Source organism: Rhodococcus sp. AD45-ID (assembly GCF_003023755.1).
Lineage (GTDB): Bacteria > Actinomycetota > Actinomycetes > Mycobacteriales > Mycobacteriaceae > Rhodococcus_F > Rhodococcus_F globerula.
The window spans coordinates 717,799-739,096 of the sequence record NZ_PYHL01000002.1 but is presented as its reverse complement, the minus strand read 5'-3'; the positions used below and the strand labels follow the sequence as shown (position 1 = coordinate 739,096).

Annotated in this window: 20 protein-coding genes; 6 read left to right on the top strand and 14 right to left on the bottom strand. The window is 63.2% G+C overall.

Features of this window, described 5'->3' with window-relative positions:
* The first annotated feature begins 70 nt into the window (after nucleotides 1-70).
* Entirely contained in the window at nucleotides 71-568 is a 498-nt protein-coding gene (locus C7T36_RS19630) for a nuclear transport factor 2 family protein (protein WP_033235020.1), read from the top strand.
* Nucleotides 565-1,395 (top strand): SDR family NAD(P)-dependent oxidoreductase, encoded by an 831-nt coding sequence (locus C7T36_RS19625; RefSeq protein ID WP_045067289.1) that lies wholly within the window; start codon nucleotides 565-567, stop codon nucleotides 1,393-1,395. The genes C7T36_RS19630 and C7T36_RS19625 overlap by 4 nt, the downstream gene beginning before the upstream one ends.
* On the opposite strand, the gene C7T36_RS19620 is transcribed toward C7T36_RS19625, so the two are convergent.
* On the bottom strand, nucleotides 1,357-2,349 hold the full coding sequence (locus tag C7T36_RS19620; protein ID WP_045067288.1) for a DMT family transporter: 993 nt from the start codon (nucleotides 2,347-2,349) through the stop codon (nucleotides 1,357-1,359). The genes C7T36_RS19625 and C7T36_RS19620 overlap by 39 nt on opposite strands.
* Here C7T36_RS19620 and C7T36_RS19615 point away from each other — a divergent pair.
* Nucleotides 2,348-3,748 (top strand): PLP-dependent aminotransferase family protein, encoded by a 1,401-nt coding sequence (locus tag C7T36_RS19615; protein WP_045067286.1) that lies wholly within the window; start codon nucleotides 2,348-2,350, stop codon nucleotides 3,746-3,748. The genes C7T36_RS19620 and C7T36_RS19615 overlap by 2 nt on opposite strands.
* A gap of 50 nt (nucleotides 3,749-3,798) precedes the next feature.
* Nucleotides 3,799-4,224, top strand: a complete 426-nt coding sequence (locus C7T36_RS19610) for a pyridoxamine 5'-phosphate oxidase family protein (protein WP_033234918.1) — start codon at nucleotides 3,799-3,801, stop codon at nucleotides 4,222-4,224.
* A gap of 53 nt (nucleotides 4,225-4,277) precedes the next feature.
* On the opposite strand, the gene C7T36_RS19605 is transcribed toward C7T36_RS19610, so the two are convergent.
* From C7T36_RS19605 to C7T36_RS19585, 5 genes are all read right to left on the bottom strand, one after another.
* Nucleotides 4,278-5,057: a nuclear transport factor 2 family protein gene (locus C7T36_RS19605; protein WP_033234919.1), complete on the bottom strand. Its 780-nt coding sequence runs from the start codon at nucleotides 5,055-5,057 to the stop codon at nucleotides 4,278-4,280.
* Nucleotides 5,054-6,784 (bottom strand): acyl-CoA dehydrogenase family protein, encoded by a 1,731-nt coding sequence (locus C7T36_RS19600; RefSeq protein WP_045067284.1) that lies wholly within the window; start codon nucleotides 6,782-6,784, stop codon nucleotides 5,054-5,056. Before C7T36_RS19600 ends, C7T36_RS19605 begins: the two co-directional genes overlap by 4 nt.
* Before the next feature lie 58 nt (nucleotides 6,785-6,842).
* The gene (locus C7T36_RS19595) at nucleotides 6,843-7,502 is read right to left on the bottom strand and encodes a rhomboid-like protein (RefSeq protein WP_045067282.1); all 660 of its coding nucleotides are present in this window, start codon (nucleotides 7,500-7,502) and stop codon (nucleotides 6,843-6,845) included.
* Between the two features lie 22 nt (nucleotides 7,503-7,524).
* The gene (locus tag C7T36_RS19590) at nucleotides 7,525-8,196 is read right to left on the bottom strand and encodes an O-methyltransferase (RefSeq protein WP_033234922.1); all 672 of its coding nucleotides are present in this window, start codon (nucleotides 8,194-8,196) and stop codon (nucleotides 7,525-7,527) included.
* Nucleotides 8,197-8,275: 79 nt separating this feature from the next.
* On the bottom strand, nucleotides 8,276-10,021 hold the full coding sequence (locus C7T36_RS19585; protein ID WP_033234923.1) for a proline--tRNA ligase: 1,746 nt from the start codon (nucleotides 10,019-10,021) through the stop codon (nucleotides 8,276-8,278).
* 55 nt (nucleotides 10,022-10,076) lie between these two features.
* On the opposite strand from C7T36_RS19585, the gene yaaA reads away from it, so the two are divergent.
* Nucleotides 10,077-10,820 carry a peroxide stress protein YaaA gene (gene yaaA, locus C7T36_RS19580; RefSeq protein ID WP_045067279.1) on the top strand — a complete coding sequence of 248 codons (744 nt, stop codon included), beginning with the start codon at nucleotides 10,077-10,079 and terminating at the stop codon, nucleotides 10,818-10,820.
* A 175-nt stretch (nucleotides 10,821-10,995) separates the two neighbouring features.
* Entirely contained in the window at nucleotides 10,996-11,862 is an 867-nt protein-coding gene (locus tag C7T36_RS19575; RefSeq protein ID WP_045067943.1) for an AraC family transcriptional regulator, read from the top strand.
* A 73-nt stretch (nucleotides 11,863-11,935) separates the two neighbouring features.
* Here the strand turns inward: C7T36_RS19575 and C7T36_RS19570 are convergent, their stop codons facing one another.
* The 8 genes from C7T36_RS19570 to C7T36_RS19535 all read right to left on the bottom strand — a co-directional run bounded on the left by C7T36_RS19570 (nucleotide 11,936) and on the right by C7T36_RS19535 (nucleotide 21,094).
* On the bottom strand, nucleotides 11,936-13,444 hold the full coding sequence (locus tag C7T36_RS19570) for a YdiU family protein (RefSeq protein ID WP_045067277.1): 1,509 nt from the start codon (nucleotides 13,442-13,444) through the stop codon (nucleotides 11,936-11,938).
* 35 nt (nucleotides 13,445-13,479) lie between these two features.
* Nucleotides 13,480-13,908, bottom strand: a complete 429-nt coding sequence (locus C7T36_RS19565; protein WP_033234926.1) for a CBS domain-containing protein — start codon at nucleotides 13,906-13,908, stop codon at nucleotides 13,480-13,482.
* A gap of 79 nt (nucleotides 13,909-13,987) precedes the next feature.
* Nucleotides 13,988-15,499, bottom strand: a complete 1,512-nt coding sequence (locus C7T36_RS19560; protein WP_045067275.1) for an MFS transporter — start codon at nucleotides 15,497-15,499, stop codon at nucleotides 13,988-13,990.
* Between the two features lie 11 nt (nucleotides 15,500-15,510).
* Nucleotides 15,511-16,737, bottom strand: coding sequence for a uroporphyrinogen-III C-methyltransferase (gene cobA / locus C7T36_RS19555; RefSeq protein WP_045067274.1), 1,227 nt, complete (start codon nucleotides 16,735-16,737; stop codon nucleotides 15,511-15,513).
* Nucleotides 16,734-17,174 (bottom strand): cobalamin biosynthesis protein, encoded by a 441-nt coding sequence (locus tag C7T36_RS19550; protein ID WP_084702745.1) that lies wholly within the window; start codon nucleotides 17,172-17,174, stop codon nucleotides 16,734-16,736. The genes cobA and C7T36_RS19550 overlap by 4 nt, the downstream gene beginning before the upstream one ends.
* Nucleotides 17,167-18,543, bottom strand: coding sequence for a cobyrinate a,c-diamide synthase (locus tag C7T36_RS19545; protein ID WP_045067273.1), 1,377 nt, complete (start codon nucleotides 18,541-18,543; stop codon nucleotides 17,167-17,169). Before C7T36_RS19545 ends, C7T36_RS19550 begins: the two co-directional genes overlap by 8 nt.
* Nucleotides 18,537-19,151 (bottom strand): cob(I)yrinic acid a,c-diamide adenosyltransferase, encoded by a 615-nt coding sequence (gene cobO / locus C7T36_RS19540; protein ID WP_033234930.1) that lies wholly within the window; start codon nucleotides 19,149-19,151, stop codon nucleotides 18,537-18,539. The genes C7T36_RS19545 and cobO overlap by 7 nt, the downstream gene beginning before the upstream one ends.
* A 23-nt stretch (nucleotides 19,152-19,174) precedes the next feature.
* The gene (locus C7T36_RS19535; RefSeq protein WP_106939807.1) at nucleotides 19,175-21,094 is read right to left on the bottom strand and encodes a magnesium chelatase subunit D family protein; all 1,920 of its coding nucleotides are present in this window, start codon (nucleotides 21,092-21,094) and stop codon (nucleotides 19,175-19,177) included.
* Nucleotides 21,095-21,298: the final 204 nt, after the last annotated feature.

Below are 21,298 nucleotides of genomic sequence, written 5' to 3'. Positions count from 1 at the left end.
ATGTGTGATGAAACGCACCATAGAGTCGGGTTCCGACACAACACGTAAAACCGGACGAAAAGGACCGACGTTGGATCTTGCACAACGCATCGACGCCCTCGAGCAGATCGAAGAGATCAAAAAGCTCAAGTACAACTACTGGCGCGCCTGTGATGCCAAGGACCCGGTCGCGTTCCGCAACAGTTTCATCAAGAGCGGCGCGTCCATCGACTACGGCCAGCTGGGAGCATTCGACGACGCGGGCCCGATGGCCGACATCTTCACCGCAGTCGCCCTGCGCAAAGTCGACGGCCACTACGCGGTCCTCGACATGCACCACGGACTTCACCCCGATATCGAAATAACTTCGGAGACTTCCGCACTCGGTCGATGGACGCTGCAGTTCCGCCAGATCGACACCGTCGCTCGGACTCAGAAATTGATGACGGGCGAATACGACGACGCGTATGTGATCGAGGACGGAGCGTGGAAGATGAGTCGCTGCCACTTCACGGAGACGTGGTCGATGACCACTCCCCTGTCAGCCGAGACCGTCCTCGCCGAGGGATCAGTGGGGAGTCAAGAATGACTGGATCAAAAGTTGCACTGGTAACCGGCGCGAGTCGCAGTGTCGGCAAAGGAATCGCGTTGGCGCTGGGCAGCGACGGCTGGACCGTGTATGTGACCGCGCGCGGTGAAGTCGGCACCAACAGCCCACTCGACGCTGCAGCCGCGGAGATCACCGAGCGTGGTGGCCGGGGAATCGCCGTGCAGTGTGATCACAGCGATGATCAGCAAATCGTTGATCTCTTTGCCCGCATTGCCGACGAGCAGTCCGGCCGTCTCGATCTCCTCGTCAACAACGTGTGGGCCAACCCTGCCGGCTACGCAGGTTTCACGGATCCGTTCTGGAAGCGCCCCGTCGCCGACTGGGACTCCCTGATCGGAATCGGTTTGCGCGCGCATTACGTCGCGTCCGTGGAAGCCGCCAAGTTGATGGTCCCGCGCGGAAGCGGTGTCATCGGCCATATCTCGTCGTTCGGCAGCCGCGGATACTTGCACTCCGTGCTGTACGGGATGTCGAAGACCGGACTCGACAAGATGGCCGCGGACATGGCCGTCGAGTTGAAAGGAACCGGAGTCACCGCACTGTCCTTCTGGCTCGGCTTGATTCGCAACGAGCGAATGGAAGCCAGCGGAATGGAGAGCTTCGAGGGCTTCTCCCTCGCCGAGGCGGAAACCCCGGAATTCGTCGGGCAGGTCATCACGGCACTGGCCAACGATCCCGACGTCAACTCCCGCAGCGGGCACACGCTGATCACCGCGGAAACTGCACTCGACTACGGAATCACCGACGCCAACGGCAAGCAGCCGGCGTCACATCGTGCTGCATTCGGTGGCGGCCCGCTCTTCTGAGCCACGCACACCGGACGCCGTAGCGGCGTCGCGCACCCTCGCGGTGCCCGGCGCCGCTACGCGCGCCTTGAGCGCAAGCCACGCGCAGCCAATCACCACGATGCCGCCCGCGACGATGGACAGCGACAATTCCTCGCCCAGGATCAAGGCCGACCACGCGATGCTGAGAACCGGTTGAACCAGCTGCGTCTGACTGACTGTGGAGATCGGCCCCATCGCCAGGCCTCGGTACCAGGGGAAGAAACCGAGAAACATGCTGATGGCACCGAGGTAGGCAAACGCAAGCCATGAATTGGCGTCGGCGTGGACGGGCGTATTCACCACCGACACAACGGTCATGGTGGCCGTAACGGGCAGTGCGAGAATCAACGCCCAGGCGATTGTCTGCCATGATCCGATTTCGCGGGCCAGCAAAGCTCCTTCGGAGTACCCGAGAGCAGCACAGATCACTGCCCCGACCAGCAGAAGATCCGCGAGGTGGAACGAACCGAGTCCGCCGCCTGCACATGCGACAAACACTGCCACCGATATCGCGCCGGCCGCACTCGCCCACCAAAACGCCTGACTCGGCCGTTCTTTCCCCCGAAGTACGGCCAGTACGGCCGTCGCGGCAGGCAATAGCCCGATCACGACGGCGGCATGACTGGCCGGTGATGTTTGCACTGCAAACGTGGTGAGTAGAGGGAACCCGAGAACAACTCCGATGGTGACAAGGGCAATCCGTGCCCATTGCCGAAGGCTCGGAATGGCGGCGCGCGAAGCCAGCAGCGCAATCGTCGCCAACCCTCCCGCCACTACAGCTCGGCCGGCGCCGATGAACAACGGATCAAGGTCAGCGACTGCGATTCTGGTCAGTGGAACCGTGAACGAAAACGCCAGAACTCCCAGGAGCCCCCACCACAGACCCGATAGCGGTGCCGATTCGTTCGCGATAGCGCTACTATTGTCATTCATGTCCCACGATAGCAGTAGCCGACGGGTAGTCGACGGCTTACGCACGCTGATCACGTCGTCGACCGCCGGAATGCAACTCCCCTCCACTCGGGCGCTGGCCGCAACGCACGGCGTGGGGCCTGTCACTGTGCAGCACGCAATCCGCCAACTCGTGGGTGAAGGCCTGGTTGAAACCCGCCCAGGTTCGGGAAATTTCGTCGCCCGCACGCGAGCGCCTCAGATATCCGACTATTCTTGGCAGACAACCAGTCTCGGGCCGAGCCGGGTCGACGCCAATCCCATCGGATCAAGCATGCTCACGGTTACGGCAGACACGATCTCGCTGCACAGCGGCTACCCAACGGACGAGTTGCTTCCCCTTCGTCAGATCCGCGGAGCACTGTCGAGGGCTGCGCGGAGCTCACTTGCGGCACGTCGACCGCACACTGCAGGGCTTGGAGAACTCCGCGAGTGGTTCGCCCACGAGCTCACCACGGGCGGCGCTACCACGGTGCGCGATTCCGACGTCCTGATCACACCGGGTGGGCAGAGCGCACTGTCTTCGACGTTCCGCGCGCTTGCAGGTCCCGGCGATGCCATCGTGATGGAGTCGCCCACGTACTGGGGTGCCATCGCAGCAGCCAAACAGGCCGGGCTGACCGTTGTGCCCGTCGCCCGCGGGACGCACGCGCCGGATCCGGATGATCTTGCCAGCGCGTTCGAACTCTCCGGGGCGCGCTTGTTCTATGCGCAACCACATTTTGCCAACCCAACCGGAGCACTCTGGTCGGACGCTGAGAGGCAATCGATCATGAAGGTCGTGCGTGATCACGGCGTATTCATGATCGAAGACGACTGGGCGCACGATTTCGGAATAGACAAGGACGTCACTCCCCTGGCTGCGAACGACCCCGACGGTCACGTGATCTACGTCCGGTCGCTCACCAAGAGCACGTCTCCGGCACTACGGGTCGCGGCCGTTGTTGCACGCGGTCCGGCGCGACGACGAATCGAAACCGATCGCACCATCGATGACCTGTACGTTTCCGGGATTCTCCAAGCTGCGGCGGTCGACGTCCTCACCCAACCTTCGTGGGTTACTCATCGGCGAAACGTTCGCGAACTACTGCGCGAACGGCGTGACCATCTGATCCGCGAATTGGATACTCATGCACCGGAACTCACGCTCACCCACAAACCCGCCGGTGGTCTCAACTTATGGCTTCGCCTGCCTGAGGGTTTCGATTCCGAAACGTTTGCAACCAGGTGCCTCACGCACGGCCTCTCGATTTCCCCTGGGGCCGAGTGGTTTCCGGCGGAACCAACCGCCGCATACATTCGTCTGAACTTCGGCGGTTCACATCCAGATCGTTTCGAGGAAGCCGCCCGGATCCTCGCCGCTCAACTCGTCCCGAAATGAGGGCGCCACAACGCTGGCCAGCCTGTCGAACACCGCTGTAGTCTCAGGTGATGGCACTCTCCGAGAATGAGCGTGAACAGTTTCTGGCCGAGCCGCACGTAGCAGCGCTGTCGGTGGCGAACAATTCCGAGCGCGGTCCGTTGACAGTCCCCATCTGGTATCTCTACTCACCAGGTGGCAGCCCCTGGATTCTCACGGGAAAAGGATCGAAAAAGGCCCAGCTCATAGAGTCTGCTGGGCACTTCTCCCTCATGGCTCAACGACTCGAGCCGACCATCCGCTATGTGAGCGTCGAAGGTTCCGTCGACAAAATCGTGCCAGGAACCGATGAGATGCTGGTCGAAGTATCGCGGCGATATTTGACCCCGGACAAGGTTGACGGATATCTCGACTTTGCCCGCTCTCAACTGGGCGAGCAGGTCGCAATTTACATGAAACCGCACACCTGGCTATCCGCCGATCTCGGCGCTCTCTAAACAAGGACGACGCACGCTCGGCGCGCCGGAATCGGTGCGCCGAGCCAATAACGTCAGCTCTCGGTGAAGAACCGCACCCGGTTGATCCGATGCCCCGAGGCCTCGAATCCGAAGAGCGCGATGGCCGGTTCACCGCAGACGACAACGCTTGCCGTGACCGTGCGGCCGGCAGCGAGGACCTTGCCCCGGCTCACGCCGGCCAGAAGATCGTTGGCGTCTGCGGTAGACAGGTGCGTGCCCGCCGGAAGCTCGACCGGAATGGGCGGAATCCGGCCGACCTTTGCGGCGTCGAGGAATCGTGTTGCCGCCCGCTTGCCCTTGGACCCGACCCCGAGGATGCCGCTGGAGAAGCCAATCGCTCCCCCGATCCCCTGGTTGGACAGCAACTGCGGCGTGAGCTTGGCCGCAGCCTTGACGCCTGCTGCGCCCGCGGTGGCAAGCTGACTCAACATGGTCGCCAATTCCCAATGGGCGTAGAGGGTTCCGATCTGCAACGAATCCGGCTCGCCCACCAGGTCGTAGCGCAGATGCATCGGCACGTTCAGGACAACGCCCGTCGACATTTCGGTGGCGAGGCTGAGGTCGCGCCACACTGTTCGGCCACACACTATGTCGCGCTCGACATGGAACGTGATGGTGTTCGGGGCAATGAATGTGTCGTAGAACTTCTCGATCGACGCCCGCCCGTTGTGCGGACGCGAACCAACAGGATCATTGACCTGACCGTCTGCGCTGAACAGCGACACCCACGCCGAACGATCGTGCGCACCGACAGCTTTGGGAGATCCCTCGACTACCGCCATCAACTGATCGCGGGTTGCCACCGCGCTCATGCGCGCATCTCGTACGCGCCGTCGTAGGCCTTGACCTGCTGCCACACGCGGTCGAAGCGCTCACTGTCTACGACGGGTTTGCGCACAGCTGCGAGCGCCCAAGCTTGCTGTTCCGGTGTCGACGACGGTTTCCCGTGCAGCGCAATCGCATAGCCGGAGAAATCGCGAATCTGGAAGTCGAAGATCTGATCCACGACATCGGAGTCGAGTCCGGCGATGTCAGCCTGCTCGAGGATCAGATGCCCGTACACGACGAGCGAGAACAGGTGCCCGACGTTGAGCATGAAATCGAGATCCTTTTGCTGCGCCGCGTCCGGGGCCGCCGACGTCAGCAGTTCGGTCAACGCGATCGCCTGCTCGTAGAAACGAGCGACATTCGGGATACCGGAGTGCTTCTCGTACACCGGCTTCCACTCGTGGAACTGAATTTTCGCGGCGCCGCGAGTCGGTCCCTGATTCCAGAAGAACTCGTCGTCCGCAGCGTCGTCGCGCGTGACAATCTCCGGGAACTCTGCCGGATTGAAGAGGTAGTTCGGCAAGAACTTGAGGATCAAGCCCACATTGACGTGAACGGTGCCTTCGAGCTTGGGCAGTGTGCCGATCACCTGCGCGGCTTCGCGGAAGTACGTGGACTTCTCGTAGCCCTTGGCAGCAATCACGTCGTGCAGAAGTCCGACAACGCGCTCACCTTCTGAGGTGACCTTGGCCTTGGTCATCGGGTTGAACAGAAGGTAGCGACGGTCATCGAGACTCGCACTTCGGAAGTAGTCGACAGCCCGCGCGCTGAACTGCTTCATCGCAACCAGCCGGGAGTACGCGTCGACAAACGCCGCTCGGACGTGAGCGAAGTCGGTGACGGGATTTCCGTACAGAATTCGGTTCTGCGCGTGGGTGATTGCCTCGAAGAACGCGTGCTCGCTGATTCCGATCGAACCGGTGCAGAGGTTGAACTTTCCGACGTTCACGGTGTTGAGCGCTGCCTCGAACGCCGCGACACCGGTGTGCAGGATGTCTTCCTCGCGGACCGGGTAGTCCTCCAAGCGGAAGTTGCTGACGTACATCTGACCACGGAGGACGTTGTCGACGAGGTGGTAGTTCGGGTGCGCGCTGTCCGCAACGAAGAACACGTACCCCTCGGGTCCGTCGACATCGGTGCGACGCCCGAATACCGACACCATTCCGGCGACGTTGCCGTTGCCGATGTAGTACTTCTCACCGCTGGCCCGGAAGGCAACGTCGCCGTCGGCCGGAGTGAGAAGCATGTCGGTGGAGTAGACGTCGGCGCCATGGTCGCGCTCGGAGAGTCCGAACGCCATGACTCCGCCGTCGGTGAGTTCCTGCGCTGCACGCTTCTTTGCGGCGTCGTTGTCACTCATCCAGATCGGTCCGAGTCCGAGGATCGTGACCTGCCACGCGTACCAGTACGCGAGTCCGTAAAAGCCGAAGACCTCACTCAGTGCCGCGTTGCGGGCACCGTCCCAGCGACGGTTCTCGTCGCCGTCGGCGTAAGCCGCTGGAGTCTGGAATGTCGCGAACAACTTCTCCTTCTTGACGAAGTCGAGGAAGTCCGACACCCAAACAGCTTCGAGATCGTCATGCAGGAGCTGATTCTTGCCACGGCTTTCGAACCATTCGACTGTTGCCAGCAGCAGCCTGCGAGTCTCGGGATCAAAACGGGCAAAATCTTCGGTGTGGGGGTTGAACAGCAATCCGTCGGTGTCAGACATGTCATACCTTTCGTCGATGCCGTAAACCTACCAGTGAGTAACTTAGGTTGGGAAGAGTTCACGAAGCCGGCGCAGCCCTCCGCGCCGGCAATAGATCCGCCGGATTCCACACCCCCGTCCGAGCCCGCGTCAGCGGATAACACGCCACTCCGAGAAGTAACGCCGACATGTGCCCGACCGCAGTGAATGTCGTAGCAAAGATCAACGGCACCGCAAAGAAAATCACTGCTGCGCCGAGGTAGACGTAACGCCAGGGCTTCGAAATCCGGTACACGAGAACACCGACGACACCGGCCAATCCGTAGCTGACCCCGACGTCGAGAGTGTTGACCGCCGACTCTGCGACATATCCGTGCCGAATGCCTTCGTAGAGAACACCTTCACTGATGTAGGTGGCGCCGACGTGCGCGATCACGACAACGCACAACCACCGCCACGTCCCGAGCCAGCGCTCTGCCGTGGCATGAAAAACAGTGAACAGAACCAAATACCCCAGCCAGCCACCACCTTCGAGCCAGAAGGCACTCGAGAACAGGACGCGGATCGGGTCTTCGGAGAGGTGATGCAGATTAGTGGAGCGTTTACCGAGAAAGTGTTCCTCGACATTGTCGGGAAGATGCCGCAGGAACAGTGTGGTGAAGAGCAGGGCCAACAACCAGATATACGTCCCGGGTGCGCTCCGCACCCACTGCCATACCGCCTTTGCTGTCCCCAGCATCCTCACCGCTTCGAGTGTGCGCTCACTCGTTGACTACTGCAACGGCGAACCCGTCCCACCCCTTCGATCCGACGGTCTGAATCGCGGTGCCGTCGAGTCGCGGTTCGGCCGCGATCATCTCGAGGACGGCCCGACTGGCCTTGACTCGCTCGTCGTCGATGTCCGGATTCGAGACGTGTCCCCCACGCACGACGTTGTCGACGACGATGACGGTTCCCGGGTGCGACAGTGCAAGGGCCCACCGCACGTATTCGCTGTTGTTTTCCTTGTCCGCGTCGATGAACACCAGGTCGAAGGGACCGAGTTCTTCCTTCGCGATCAACGGCAGGCTGTCAAGGGCAGCGCCGACGCGGATATCGACCCGATCGGCGAGTTCGGCGCGTTCGATGTTGGCGCGCGCTACCTCGGCGTGTGCCGGCTCGAATTCGAGACTGATGACGCGTCCCGACGGTCCGACGGCGCGGGCCAACCAGATGGTGCTGTACCCGCCGAGGGTTCCGATTTCGAGAACGTTGCGCGCCAAGCACATTCGAGCAAACAGATGTAGCAACTTGCCTTGGTTCGGCGCTACGTCGATAGGCGGCAGGCCGGCCGCGGTGTTGGCGGCGAGTGCCGCATCGAGGACCGGATCTTCACCTACCAACGTGGAGACAAGGTAACCGTCGACTTCTGCCCAATCCGGTTCGCGTTCCATAGGAACGATTGTGGCAGAAAAGAAGGGCCGCCGCAGACACCTCGAACGGTGTCTGCGGCGGCCCGCACATCTTCTCGGATCAGCCGCGAACTGCGGCGATGATTTCCTCGATTGCCGAATCGGCGTCGATTTCGCGGCTTTCGCCGGTGAAGCGGTCGCGGATTTCGACCTTACCGTCGGCCCAACCACGGCCGACGACAACGATCAGCGGAACACCGATCAGCTCGGAGTCCTTGAACTTCACGCCAGGCGACGCCTTGCGGTCGTCGAGAATCACTTCGAGTCCGGCACGGTCGAGTTGCGCCGCGAGGCCTTCGGCGCCTTCGCGCGCGGTCTCGTCCTTGTTCGCGATGACGAGGTAGACATCGGCCGGTGAGACCTCGGCGGGCCAACGCAGGCCCTTCTCGTCGTGGTGCTGCTCGGCGATGACGGCCACGAGGCGCGAGACGCCGACGCCGTACGAACCCATGGTCGGGCGAACCGGCTTGCCGTTCTCGGCGAGGACGTCGACGTTGAACACATCGGTGTACTTGCGGCCGAGCTGGAAGACGTGACCGATTTCGATACCGCGGGCCGAGACCAGCGTGCCGGCTCCGTCGGGAGATGCGTCGCCGTCGCGAACCTCGGCGGCTTCGATGGTTCCGTCGGGTGTGAAGTCGCGCCCGGCAACAAGGCCGACAACGTGCTTGCCGTCTTCGTCGGCGCCGGTGATCCAGCTGGTGCCATCCACGACGCGCGGATCAACGAGATAACGAACACCGTTGGCCTGCAGTGCCTTCGGGCCGATGTAGCCCTTAGCCAGGAACGGGTTGTTCTTGAAGTCGGTCTCGGTGATCATCACGAACTCGGCGGGCTCGAGCGAAGCTTCGAGGCGCTTTTCGTCGACCTCACGGTCGCCGGGGATGCCGATGCCGAGAAGTTCCCATTCGCCGCCGGGCAGGCGGGTCTTGACCATGATGTTCTTGAGGGTGTCGGCAGCGGTGATCGTGCGGCCGAGGTCGGCACCATTCGCCCAGTCCACCAGGGTGTCGATGGTGGGGGTGTTCGCGGTGTCGTAGACCTTGGCCTCAGGCAGACCGTCGAACGGAATAGCCTCGGGCACAACCGTCTTGACGGCCTCGACATTTGCGGCGTAACCGGATTCGAGGCAGCGCACGTAGGTGTCTTCGCCGATCTCACTCTCGGCGAGGAACTCCTCGGATGCGCTGCCGCCCATCGCGCCCGACGTAGCCGAGACGATGACGTACTTGACGCCCAACCGCGTGAAGATCTTCTCGTACGCGTCGCGGTGCGCTTGGTACGACGCCGTCAGACCCTCGTCGGTGAGGTCGAAGGAGTACGAGTCCTTCATGACGAACTCGCGGCCACGCAGAATGCCGGCGCGCGGACGCTCTTCGTCGCGGTACTTGGTCTGTACCTGGTACAGAGTGACCGGGAAATCCTTGTAGGAGTTGTACTCACCCTTGACCGTCAGAGCAAAGAGCTCCTCGTGGGTCGGGCCGAGCATGTAGTCGTTGCCCTTGCGGTCCTTGAGGCGGAACAGTCCGGCGCCGTATTCGGTCCACCGGTTGGATGCCTCGTAGGGTTCACGCGGCAGCAATGCGGGGAGCAGGATTTCCTGGCCGCCCATGGCATTCATCTCTTCGCGGACAACGCGCTCGACCTCGCGCAGCACCCGCAATCCCAGTGGCAACCACGAGTAGACGCCTGGAGCGATTCGGCGCACGTAGCCGGCGCGAACCAGCAGTTTGTGGCTCGCAACTTCGGCGTCCGAGGGATCGTCACGCAGGGTACGCAGGAACAGGTGGGACAGACGGGTAATCACGAGGTACAAGGATAGTCGGCGCTGTACCGTCCGCAGGCGTCGGTACGGTATCAGGGTGCTTGTATTGCTGCCTCCCTCAGAAACCAAGTCCGACGGCGGCAAGGACGCGCCCCTCGATCTGGCTGAACTGTCGATGCCCCAGTTGACCGAAACGCGCGAATTGCTGGTGCAGACGCTCGTCGATCTAGCCGCCGATGTCGACGCCTCGTGCCAGGCGCTGGGGCTCGGACCGACCCAGGCGGACGAGGTGGAACGCAACGCGAAACTGTGGGTCTCGGCAACCCGCCCCGCGCTGCAGCGCTACACCGGTGTGCTGTTCGACGCCCTTGACGCGAAGTCGTTCACGCGCGCTCAGAAGGCCAAGGCACTGGATCGAATCGCTATCGGTTCTGCCCTGTTCGGTGCCGTCCGCGCAGGTGATCTGATTCCCGCCTACCGCCTCTCCGGCGGGTCCAAGCTGCCGGGGATGGGGACGCTGCGCTCGCTGTGGAAGCCGGAGCTGCCGAAGGCCTTGGCCGCCGAAGCCGACGGACTTGTCATCGATCTACGATCCGGCACCTACCAAGACCTCGGACCTGTTCCGGACGCCTTGATCGCAACGGTCCTCACCGAGAAGCCGGACGGCAGTCGCACCGTGGTCAGTCACTTCAACAAGCATCACAAGGGTCTGCTCGCGCGCGCCCTGGTGGTCTCGCGCGCCGAACCCAGCGACATCAAGGGAGTTGCCCGAGTCGCATCGAAGGCGGGCCTGCGCGTGGAAATCGCATCGGACCGCGAATTGATCATCCTGACGGATTGATGACTTCACCAGCCGATCAACCCTGCACCGCAAAGTCAGCTGGACGGTTTGTGCACAGCACTTCTGAAGACGGAATGTCGGAGGACGACTGCGCGTACGAAGACGATCCGATCGGACCGCGATAGTAGGGTGCCGATCGGGACGACCCGGAAGTGTGGGTGTCGAAGGAGGCGCCATGATCGCGGAGTTGAACAGACTGGTCGAACTCGTCGAGGATCGTCTGAACGACGACCTCGATGTGGCTTCATTGGCGACTGAGCTCGGCACGACGGAATACCACCTCCGGCGGATGTTCTCGTCCCTGGCAGGCATGCCGCTGTCGGAGTACATCCGGCGTCGCCGCATGTCGGTCGCAGCGGCAGACGTTCTCGGAAACGGGAACCTGCTGAGCATCGCGGTCCGCTACGGCTACGGGTCGACCGAAGCCTTCGGCCGAGCCTTCCGATCCGTGCACGGCGTCAGCCCCGGCGACGTCAAGCGAGATGGCGGCCCCCTTCGAACGCAACCGCAGCTCAGGTTCCGCCTGACCGTAGAAGGGAACATCACCATGGATACCCGCATCACCGATCGACCGGCGCTCCGCCTCGTCGGCCACGCCACGCGCGTGCCCCTCATCCACGAGGGCGTCAACCCCCACATCCAAGCCCACATCGCTTCTCTGCCGACTGCAGAGCACGCCCGCCTCAAAGCGCTGGGCAACACCGAACCGGCCGGCCTGCTCCAAGTGAGCGCCGACGTCGACCCGGATTACACCGAGGGAAGCGAGTTGACCTACCTGCACGGCGTCGCCGTCACCGACACGACGCCGGTGCCCGACGATCTCGACACGATCGAGGTTCCCGCCGGTAGGTGGGCGGTGTTCCGCACCGAGGGCGAGTATCCGGCTGCGTTGCAGGCGACCTGGGCAGCGACCGCGACGGACTGGTTTCCGTCGAACCCGTGGCGACTCCGGCCGGGTCCGTCGATCGTCGCAGTTCTCGACCGCGCCGATGATTTCAGTACGGCCACGTGCGAGCTGTGGTTCCCGGTGGAACGCGCGTGATCAAGCGGCCCGCCGGCAGTGAGGTGCTGGCGGGCCCGAATTTCACCTTGTGCTGGCGGCGCTCGATCATAAATCAAGTGCCACAGAAGGTTTGGAACGTTTCGCTGAAAGACTGCGGAGCCGCCTCGGTGTAGTCGGACCACTCGTCGCGTCGGTCGAATGGATGCGTGACAACCTCGAGCAGCTTCTCGAAGGGAACGAGGTCGCCGTCGGTCGCGGCAGACAGAGCAGCATCGAGCTGATGATTACGCGGAATATATAGCGGGTTGACGCGATCCATCGCGCTCGCGGTCTCCACCGCCGCGCGTCCCTGTTCCGTCAGGGCGCCGTGCCACCGCTGCAACCAGGGCGCGATGTGATCCCGTGGCACGAGGTCGTCGAGGCGCGCGGAATTTACGCGCAGTTCGTCCGCGAGAGCACGGAAACTGCCCGTCCAATCAGCACCGTGTTCCGCCAACAATGTCAGCAGATCGTCGACAAGCGCCCGATCGACAATCGGGTGGGCTAGACCGAGCTTTGCCGCCATCCCGACCGCGTAGTGGCCCTCGTAACGCTCGTCGAAGGTGTCGAGAACTGCCGACGCCGCGGTAATCGCATCGTCGGGTGTGGAATCGATCAGCGGCAACAGTGTTTCCGCGAAGCGCGCCAGATTCCACTTCAAGACGGCGGGCTGATTGCCGAACGCGTAGCGGCCGCTGCTGTCGATCGAGCTGAACACTGCCGCCGGATCGAACGCGTCAAGGAAGGCGCACGGACCGTAATCGATGGTCTCCCCCGAAATTGTCGTGTTGTCGGTGTTCATCACTCCGTGTACAAAACCGATGAGCATCCACCGCGCCACCAGTGACGCCTGCGCCTCGACCACCCCCTCGAGGAACCTCAGGTAGCGATTGTGTGTAACCGTTGCCGGCAGTTCGGTCAGCTCCGGGTAGTGCCGGGCGATCGCGTAATCGGCGAGCGACTGCAAGACCTCGCCCTGCCGGGCCGCGAACTCGAAGGTCCCAACGCGTAGGTGACTCGACGCGATCCGTGCAAGCACGGCACCGGGTTCTGCGCCGTTGCGGCGAACGTCCCGGCCCGTCGCCACGACAGACAGCGCGCGTGTAGTCGGGACACCGAGGGCACACATCGCCTCACTGACCAGATATTCGCGCAGCATCGGCCCGACAACTGCATACCCGTCACCGCCCCGAGAGAACGGGGTGCGCCCCGAGCCCTTGAGATGCAGATCCACTCGCCGACCGTCACCGGTCAACAGTTCACCGAGTAGCAACGCCCGACCGTCCCCGAGGATCGGTGCGTATCCACCGAACTGATGACCCGCATACGCCATCGCCACCGGTTTTGCGCCGACCGGCACCGTCGACCCGGACAGGACGCCAACCCCGTCCACACTTCGCAGCGCTTCTACGTCCAAGCGCAACGACGCAGCCAGCCGCTCGTTCACGACGAGCAATTGCGGGTCAGGTGCGGCAGTACCTTGCCACGGAACTGTCAAAGCGCCCAACTCGTCAGCGAACGTGCTCTCGAGGCCGGCAACGGTGGTGTCCGTGCCTACTGTGGAATCCTGGATTGCAGCCATCACACGAGAGTAGCCACCGTGAAACAGCCCATCGATCAGCCCTGGTCGATGTACGACTCGAGGTGATCGCGCTCGCTCTGCAACTCGTCGATCCGGCTCTTGACCACGTCACCGATGCTGACGATTCCGAGCAGTTCGCCGTCTTCGATGACCGGCAGATGGCGGATTCGGCGATCGGTCATGATCGCGGCAATGCTGTCCACGGAATCAGCAGGCACGCACGTGTACATCAACGCTGTCATCACCTCGGACACTTCCGTGGCCAGCAATTCCGGACCCCGCTCGTGCAAACGCCGCACGACATCGCGCTCGGAGATGATTCCGACAACAGCGTCGCCGTCCAGCACGACCATTGCGCCGATGTTGTGGCGGGCAAGATCGCACAGCAACGCGTTGACGGTGGTGTGGGCATCGATGGTGACAATGCTGTTGCCCTTGTTGCGCAAGATATCCGCGATCCGCATCACGGCACTCCGATCCTTCGAGAATCTCGGCCCTCTTGCAACGATCGTATCCAGTTGCGACGCACAAAAACAGGGCTGATCAGCTAATTCCCTGAGCTGCCTTCTCCGCAGCCTGCGCCTGAGCTACCTGAGCAGGAGTGAATCTGATGCACACGGCCGCAATGCCGGCAAGTACGGCGCAGATCGCGCAGCCGACAAGCGCAAAGGTGTACCCCTCTCCGAGGGCAATCAGCTGGGCCGGATTCATGTCGGCAGCCTTGCCCGAAATACCGCCGAGCGAGAGAGTTTTCGACGTCGCCATCGCACCGATGACCGACAGCGCGAGTGGGCCGCCAAGCGTCTGGGCGACCTGGGAAATGGCGGTCAACGGACCGATCTCCGTCTCGGGAACACCGGCGATCGCGCACAGTGGCAGCGGCACCATCGCCAGTCCGATACCGAATCCGATGCCGATGACGGGGACAAAAAGGTTGGCAAGGTAGGTGGAACTGGAGTCGAGGGTGGAGCCGTAGAGAAGTCCGACGATCATGATCAGCACACCGGTCAGAACCAGCCAGCGAGGTTGGACACGCACCGCCAACTTCGACGCGACCGTTGCTGCGGCGCCTAGTCCGATGGCAAACGGAATGAACGCCAAACCTGCGCGCAGCGGCGAGTACTCCATGATGTCCTGCACGAAGAGCGCAACAAACGCGGTCATACTGAACATCGCGCCACCGACGAAGAAGATCGCCAGGAAGGTCGCAACGCGGTTCCGATCGGCAAACAACGAGAACGGGAGCAACGGATTCTTGGCGGTGCGTTCGACGAAGAGGAATGCTCCGAGAGCGATCAGTCCGGCGACCAACGCACCGATAACGGCGACGCTCCCCCAGCCCATTTCCGGCCCCTCGGTCAATGCGAAGACGATGCCAGTGCAGCCGAGCGTGGCCAGAATTGCGCCGGGAACATCCAGAGCAAGCCGAGTCTGCGTTGTTTCACGAAGTGCCCGGAATGCCATCCCCACGAGCACGATGCCGATGGGGACGTTGATGAGGAAGATCAGTCGCCATGACACCTCGGTCAACGCGCCGCCGATGATCAGACCCGCGATCGAACCGACACCGGTCATGGCGGCAAAAATCGCGATGGCCTGATTTCTCGCCGGACCGGCCGCAAACGTCGTGGCAACCAGAGCAAAAGCCGTCGGCGATGCGACGGCCGCGCCAACACCTTGCAGTGCCCGCGCCGCGATCAGCATGCCCTCGTTCAACGCCAGACCACACAGCAACGACGCCACGGTGAAGAGCGTGACGCCCGCGATGAACATTTTCTTGCGGCCGTACGCGTCACCGAGTCGCCCACCAAGCAACATCAGCCCGCCGAACGCCAGGGCATACGACGTCAGCACCCAATTTCGGCCGCTGTCGCTGAGGCCGAGATCAGCCTGAAGCGGCGCAAGCGCAAGGTTGGCGACGGTGCCGTCGAGCACCACCATCATCTGCAAACCGCTCAGGACGATGATGGCGAGTCCGATGACTCGGGTCGCTACCGGCGCATTGACCGCTGGGGCCGCGGATTGAGCGGTTTCAGATTTTGGGGAATCAGACACAAGACTTCACGTTACCCAGCGTTGACGGAAAAGCCCGCCACCGGTCCGATCACGATGATGGCCGGGGGCTTGATCTCTTCGTCCTTGACGCGCTGAGCAACGGTCGCCAGATCGGCCCGCAACTCACGCTGCGTACGCAGTGTGCCCTCCTGGATCACCGTAACCGGAGTGCTCGAGGCACGCCCACCCTCGATGAGTGCAGCCGCGAACTGATCGATACGTTCGACTGCCATGAGCAGCACGATCGTGCCGCGCAGCTTCGCCAAAGCCGACCAGTCGACCAGCGAATCCGGATGATTCGGAGCAACGTGCCCACTCACGACGACAAACTCGTGGGTGACGCCGCGATGCGTGACGGGAATACCGGCTGCCGACGGTACGGAAATGGCACTCGTGATTCCGGGCACTACGGTCACCGGAACACCGGCCGCGGCACACGCTTCGAGTTCTTCGTAGCCACGACCGAAGACGTAGGGGTCGCCGCCCTTGAGCCGCACGACGAACTTTCCGGCCTTCGCGTTGTCGATCAGCGCCGCGTTGATGGCTTCCTGCGCCATGGCCCGGCCGTACGGAATCTTCGCGGCGTCGATGACCTCGACATCAGGACCGAGCTCAGCCAGCAACTCCGGCGGCGCCAGGCGGTCGGCAACAACAACGTCGGCCCGGGCCAGCAACCGTCGACCGCGCACCGTGATCAGATCCGGGTCACCTGGCCCACCGCCGACCAGTGCAACGCCAGGCGCCGCCGGTTCGGCCGTATCCGCGAGGACACCGGACTGCAGACCTTCGACCACGGCGGTACGGACGGCTGCCGAACGACGATGATCGCCGCCGGCCAGGACGCCGATGCTCATACCGTCGTACTCGGCACTTGCGGGTGTGACGGCGGTGCCGTGCTTGGCGTTGTCGGCGCGCACGCAGAAGACTCGATGACGCTCGGCCTCCGCGACGATTGCCGCATTGGTCTCCGGTTCGTCCGTCGACGCGATTGCGTACCAGGCACCCTCGAGGTCACCCTCCTGGTACGGACGCAGCTCGAGTGTGATCTGCCCTGCCGTTGCCATGCCCTCGACTGCCGGCGTGACCTCGCGGCTGATGACGTGAACTGCTGCGCCCGACGCGACCAGCAGGCCGAGGCGGCGCTGAGCGACCGTCCCGCCGCCGAATACGACAACGCGTCGATCGGTCAGGTTGAGTCCGACCAGGTAGTTGGTCTCGTCTGCGGTGGGCTCGCTCACTCGCACTCCATTTCATCGTCGATCTTTGTGCTCGCTGGAAAAGCTGTGCGCGCTGGAAAACCTGCGCTCGCTGGGGGAACTTTACTGGCCACGGCTACTGTCACCGCACCGGTCGAGGTCTTACCCACTGTCAACTGTCCGTGACCGGTAGCCAGGATCGCTGCCGCCTCGGCAACGCTCGCAGTGCCGACAGCCTGCTCTACGCGCGTTGACGGTGACGGAACGTGCACGGCTGCAAGTTCTTCCGACGTGAACGCCGCGACATCGACTGACAGGATCTGCGCGGCGTCGATCAGCGCCGGGGCGAAGGCTTTGACCGCGGCGGTGGCAAGACCAACGAGCGTCGCGCCCTGCGGCACTATCCCTCGCACGGCGTCGACGATCTCGACAGCAGAGGCAGTTGTAGTGAACCCGAGTCCGACATAGACCTCAGCCACGCGCGGCCTCGACAAAGGTGGCGATCGACTCGGGCTGACCCGCCGGATGTGTGTGGAGATACGACGCGTGAACTCCACCGCGGACAAATCCCTCGCGCACTGCGCCGCCGTCCCACGGTCGCCAACCCCATGCGGTTGCGCACCCGTCGGCGTCGGCGCTGACGAGAGACGTTCGGTGAAATTCGTGCCCGGCGACACGCGAACCCGCCGCAAAGAGACTCGAGTCCGTCAACGCAACCGCCTCCCGATAACCGAGCGTAAGTCGTTTACCGAAAACGGCGTCGACGCCGACAACTCCGGCCATGGCATGACCGTCGAGGCTGCGGGACAGGTAGAGCAGTCCCGCGCACTCGGCGTGGATCGGTGCTCCGCCGTCGGCCAGCTCTCGAACCTGCGCCAGCAGAACAGTATTCGACGCGAGGTCAACGGCATGCTCCTCCGGGAATCCGCCGGGAAGAACCAATGCACCAGTACCGGAGGGTAATTCGTCGCGCAGTGGATCGAAGACCTGCACGTCCGCGCCTGCTGCAGTGAGAAGTTCACGATGTTCGGCGTACCCGAAGGTGAAGGCAGGCCCGCCAGCCATCGCCACCACAGGCCGCGAGCTGCGAAGCTCCCCCACTTCCTGCGCCGGATTCCACACAGGTGCAACAACATTCGATGCGGCCAAGGCGCGCACCGCGCCGAGATCGACGTGAGTTGCGATCAACTCCGACATAGCGTCCACCGCGGCGACTGCCGCGGTGCCGTGCTCGGCAGCCGGAATCAACCCCAGGTGACGCGAGGGCACTTCCAGTTCGGCCAGGCGCGGAACAACCCCGAGTACCGGTATCCCCACTTTGTCGCACGCGTGGCGCAGAACCTGCTCGTGCCGGGCGCTGCCGACGCGGTTGAGGATGACGCCGCCGATCCGCACACTAGCGTCGTAGGTGGCAAAGCCGTGCAACACGGCGGCCAGGCTCTGGCTGTGGCCGCGAGCGTCGATGACCAGAACAACCGGTGCACCCAGAACCGCGGCCACCTGCGCCGTCGACCCTTCTGCGGATGCCTGCGCATTGGCTTCGTCGATCTTGCCGTCGAAGAGGCCCATGACGCCTTCGATCACTGCGATATCGCACTCGGCGGTGCCGTGCTGATAGAGCGGCGCTATGCGTTCTTCGCCGACGAGCACCGTGTCGAGGTTGCGACCTGGCCTTCCCGCCGCAAGTCCGTGGTAGCCGGGGTCGATGTAATCCGGACCCACCTTGAACGGTGCCACACTGCTGCCGGATCGCCGGAGTGCACCGATCAATCCCGTTGCCACCGTGGTCTTTCCGCTACCCGATGCGGGTGCGGCGATGACAACGGCGGGAGTGGACGAACTCACCATTCGATGCCTCGCTGGCCCTTTCGGCCGGCGTCCATCGGGTGCTTGATCTTGGTCATCTCGGTCACCAGGTCGGCTGCGTCGATCAACGCCTGCGGCGCGTCACGGCCGGTGATCACCACATGCTGATTTCCCGGCCGATCACGCAGGGTCTGCACAACCTCGTCGACGTCGACCCATCCCCATTTGAGCGGATAGGTGAACTCGTCGAGGACGTAGAAGCGGTGCGTTTCGTCGGCGAGGCGACGGGCGATCTCCTGCCATCCCTCCGCAGCTGCTGCCGCATGATCTTCTTCGCTGCCCGCTTTACGAGTCCAGGACCAGCCCTCACCCATCTTGTGCCACTGCACCGGACCGCCGACGCCACTCTCGTCGTGCAGGTTTCCGAGTGCGCGGAAGGCGGCTTCCTCGCCGACTTTCCACTTTGCGCTCTTCACGAACTGGAAGACACCGATGTCGAATCCCTGGTTCCAGGCACGCAGCGCCATCCCGAATGCTGCGGTGGACTTGCCCTTTCCCGGTCCGGTGTGGACGGCAAGCACCGGTGCGTTACGACGCTGACGTGTGGTCAATCCGTCGTCGGGGACAGTGTCGGGAACGCCTTTAGGCATGATGATCTCCTGAAATGAAAACGTTAGGCGGCGGCGCGGACGACACCCGCGACCTGCTGAGCTGACAATTCGGCAAGGCGGACGCATCCACCTCGTAGTTCTCGGGCCAATTCGGCGGCCAACCCCAAACGGACGAGCCCGGTTTCGCAGTCCACGACGATCGAAGCGACCGATGCATCGGCCAGTAAGTGCGCGGCAACGCGAGCGCGGTGCAGCGCGTCTTTGCCGCCGGTGGCGCGCCCGTCTGTCAGCGCAACCATGAGCGCGCGGCGCTGCGGATCCCTGAGCCGCTCACGCAGAATCACCTCGCGGGCACGCAAGAAGCCTTCTGCGAGTGGTGATTTGCCACCTGTTCGCATGGACTGCAACCGGCGAACAGCGATGTCCACGGACGACGTCGGCGGCAGAACCAGTTCGGCTTCGCGGCCCCGGACGGTGATGACGGCAACCTTGTCGCGGCGCTGGTATGCGTCGCGGAGTAGCGAGACAACGGCGCCGGTCACAGCGGAGAGCCGGTCGCGCGCCGCCATCGACCCCGACGCGTCCACCACGAACACGATCAGATTGCCCTCGCGCCCTTCACGAATCGCGCCGCGCAGGTCGGCCGGCGCCAACCGCAGACGGCCCTCCGTCCGGCCCCGCGCAATCTGCGATTCCGCAGCGGCAAACACCGTGCTCGTCAGGTGCAGACCGTGCCCGCGGTCGGTGGTGGACCGCACGACGCGTCCACGCGACGACGTGGAGCGCGAACGCCGACCGGGCGCACCCTCACCGACACCGGGAACTTCGAGAAGTTTGGCCTTGAACGCACTACTCGGTGGGGCAGACGGTCGATCGGTGGCGCGCACTCCCCCGCCCGGACCGTCCGGATCGTCTTGCGGCCCATCATCGTCAGGGCCGTCATCATCAGGGCGGCCCCCGTCATCGGGTTCACCGCCGTCGGATTCCCCGCCGTCAGGTTCGCCGCCTTCAGGATTCTCGGGTGGTTCAGGCTCGCCGGCCCGAGCATCCTCGTCTGCACGATCCATCGCGTCGTCGAGTTGCTGCTGATCGAGGCCCGGCTCGTCGAAGGGATCGCGACGGCGGCGATGCGGCAGTGTCAGTTCCGCTGCGACTCGTACGTCTTCCTCGGTGACCTCGCTGCCGCCACGCCACGCAGCATGAGCGGTGGCAGTACGGGCGAGAACAAGATCGGCGCGCATACCGTCCACGTCGAACGACGCGCACAGCGACGCGATGCGCCGAAGTTCGCGGTTGCTCAGCTCCACGCCATCCAGTTTGTTACGCGCAGAAAGGATTTCGGCGGCGAGTTCCTGATCGGCCGGCGCATACCTGCGGGCAAACGCCTGTGGATCGCGCTCATAGTCGAGGCGTCGACGCACTACCTCCATCCGCACATCCACGTCGCGAGACGCCGACACGTCGACCGCCAGGCCAAAACGATCCAGCAACTGTGGACGCAGTTCTCCCTCTTCTGGATTCATTGTTCCGACGAGGACGAACTTCGCGGCGTGCGAGTGCGAAATTCCGTCCCGCTCGACATGCACTCGGCCCATCGCGGCCGCGTCGAGAAGAACGTCCACCAGGTGATCGTGCAGGAGATTCACTTCGTCGACGTACAGAACCCCCTGATGCGCCGCGGCCAGGAGTCCGGGCTGGAAGGCGCGCTCACCGTCGCGTAATACCTTCTCGAGGTCGATCGAGCCGATCACGCGGTCCTCCGTCGCCCCGACGGGCAGTTCGACCAGCCTGGCCGGACGCGTCACACCGGCGTCGTCGACAGCCGGTAGCAAAGCCGTCAAGGCTCGAACGACGGTGGATTTTGCCGTGCCCTTTTCACCGCGAACCAGCACGCCACCGATTCCGGGGTGTACGGCGCACAGGATCAACGCCAATCGCAGTTGGTCCTGGCCTACTACCGCGCTGAACGGGAAACCCGCCACCGCTGCCTGATCGTCTTCTACACGCACGTCGACATCCCTCCACCTCTCGGTTTCCTCGCCGAGAACTTGGCTTCATCCGAACGTCGCGGCAATCTGGCTGGGATCTCGTGAGATCTTTACAGTGGCGGGACCGCACCTGAATCGAACAGGACTTCCCCGCGAGCATTCGGTATCGAAAAAACCCTAGTCGGCCCACAATTGCGT

Coding starts and splice junctions, on each gene's coding strand:
- C7T36_RS19625 (WP_045067289.1), top strand. CDS start 565: ATGACTGGATCAAAAGTTGCACTGGTAACCGGCGCGAGTCGCAGTGTC.
- C7T36_RS19615 (WP_045067286.1), top strand. CDS start 2,348: ATGTCCCACGATAGCAGTAGCCGACGGGTAGTCGACGGCTTACGCACG.
- C7T36_RS19620 (WP_045067288.1), bottom strand. CDS start 2,349: ATGAATGACAATAGTAGCGCTATCGCGAACGAATCGGCACCGCTATCG.
- C7T36_RS19610 (WP_033234918.1), top strand. CDS start 3,799: ATGGCACTCTCCGAGAATGAGCGTGAACAGTTTCTGGCCGAGCCGCAC.
- C7T36_RS19605 (WP_033234919.1), bottom strand. CDS start 5,057: ATGAGCGCGGTGGCAACCCGCGATCAGTTGATGGCGGTAGTCGAGGGA.
- C7T36_RS19600 (WP_045067284.1), bottom strand. CDS start 6,784: ATGTCTGACACCGACGGATTGCTGTTCAACCCCCACACCGAAGATTTT.
- C7T36_RS19595 (WP_045067282.1), bottom strand. CDS start 7,502: ATGCTGGGGACAGCAAAGGCGGTATGGCAGTGGGTGCGGAGCGCACCC.
- C7T36_RS19590 (WP_033234922.1), bottom strand. CDS start 8,196: ATGGAACGCGAACCGGATTGGGCAGAAGTCGACGGTTACCTTGTCTCC.
- C7T36_RS19575 (WP_045067943.1), top strand. CDS start 10,996: ATGATCGCGGAGTTGAACAGACTGGTCGAACTCGTCGAGGATCGTCTG.
- C7T36_RS19570 (WP_045067277.1), bottom strand. CDS start 13,444: ATGGCTGCAATCCAGGATTCCACAGTAGGCACGGACACCACCGTTGCC.
- C7T36_RS19565 (WP_033234926.1), bottom strand. CDS start 13,908: ATGCGGATCGCGGATATCTTGCGCAACAAGGGCAACAGCATTGTCACC.
- C7T36_RS19545 (WP_045067273.1), bottom strand. CDS start 18,543: ATGGTGAGTTCGTCCACTCCCGCCGTTGTCATCGCCGCACCCGCATCG.
- cobO (WP_033234930.1), bottom strand. CDS start 19,151: ATGCCTAAAGGCGTTCCCGACACTGTCCCCGACGACGGATTGACCACA.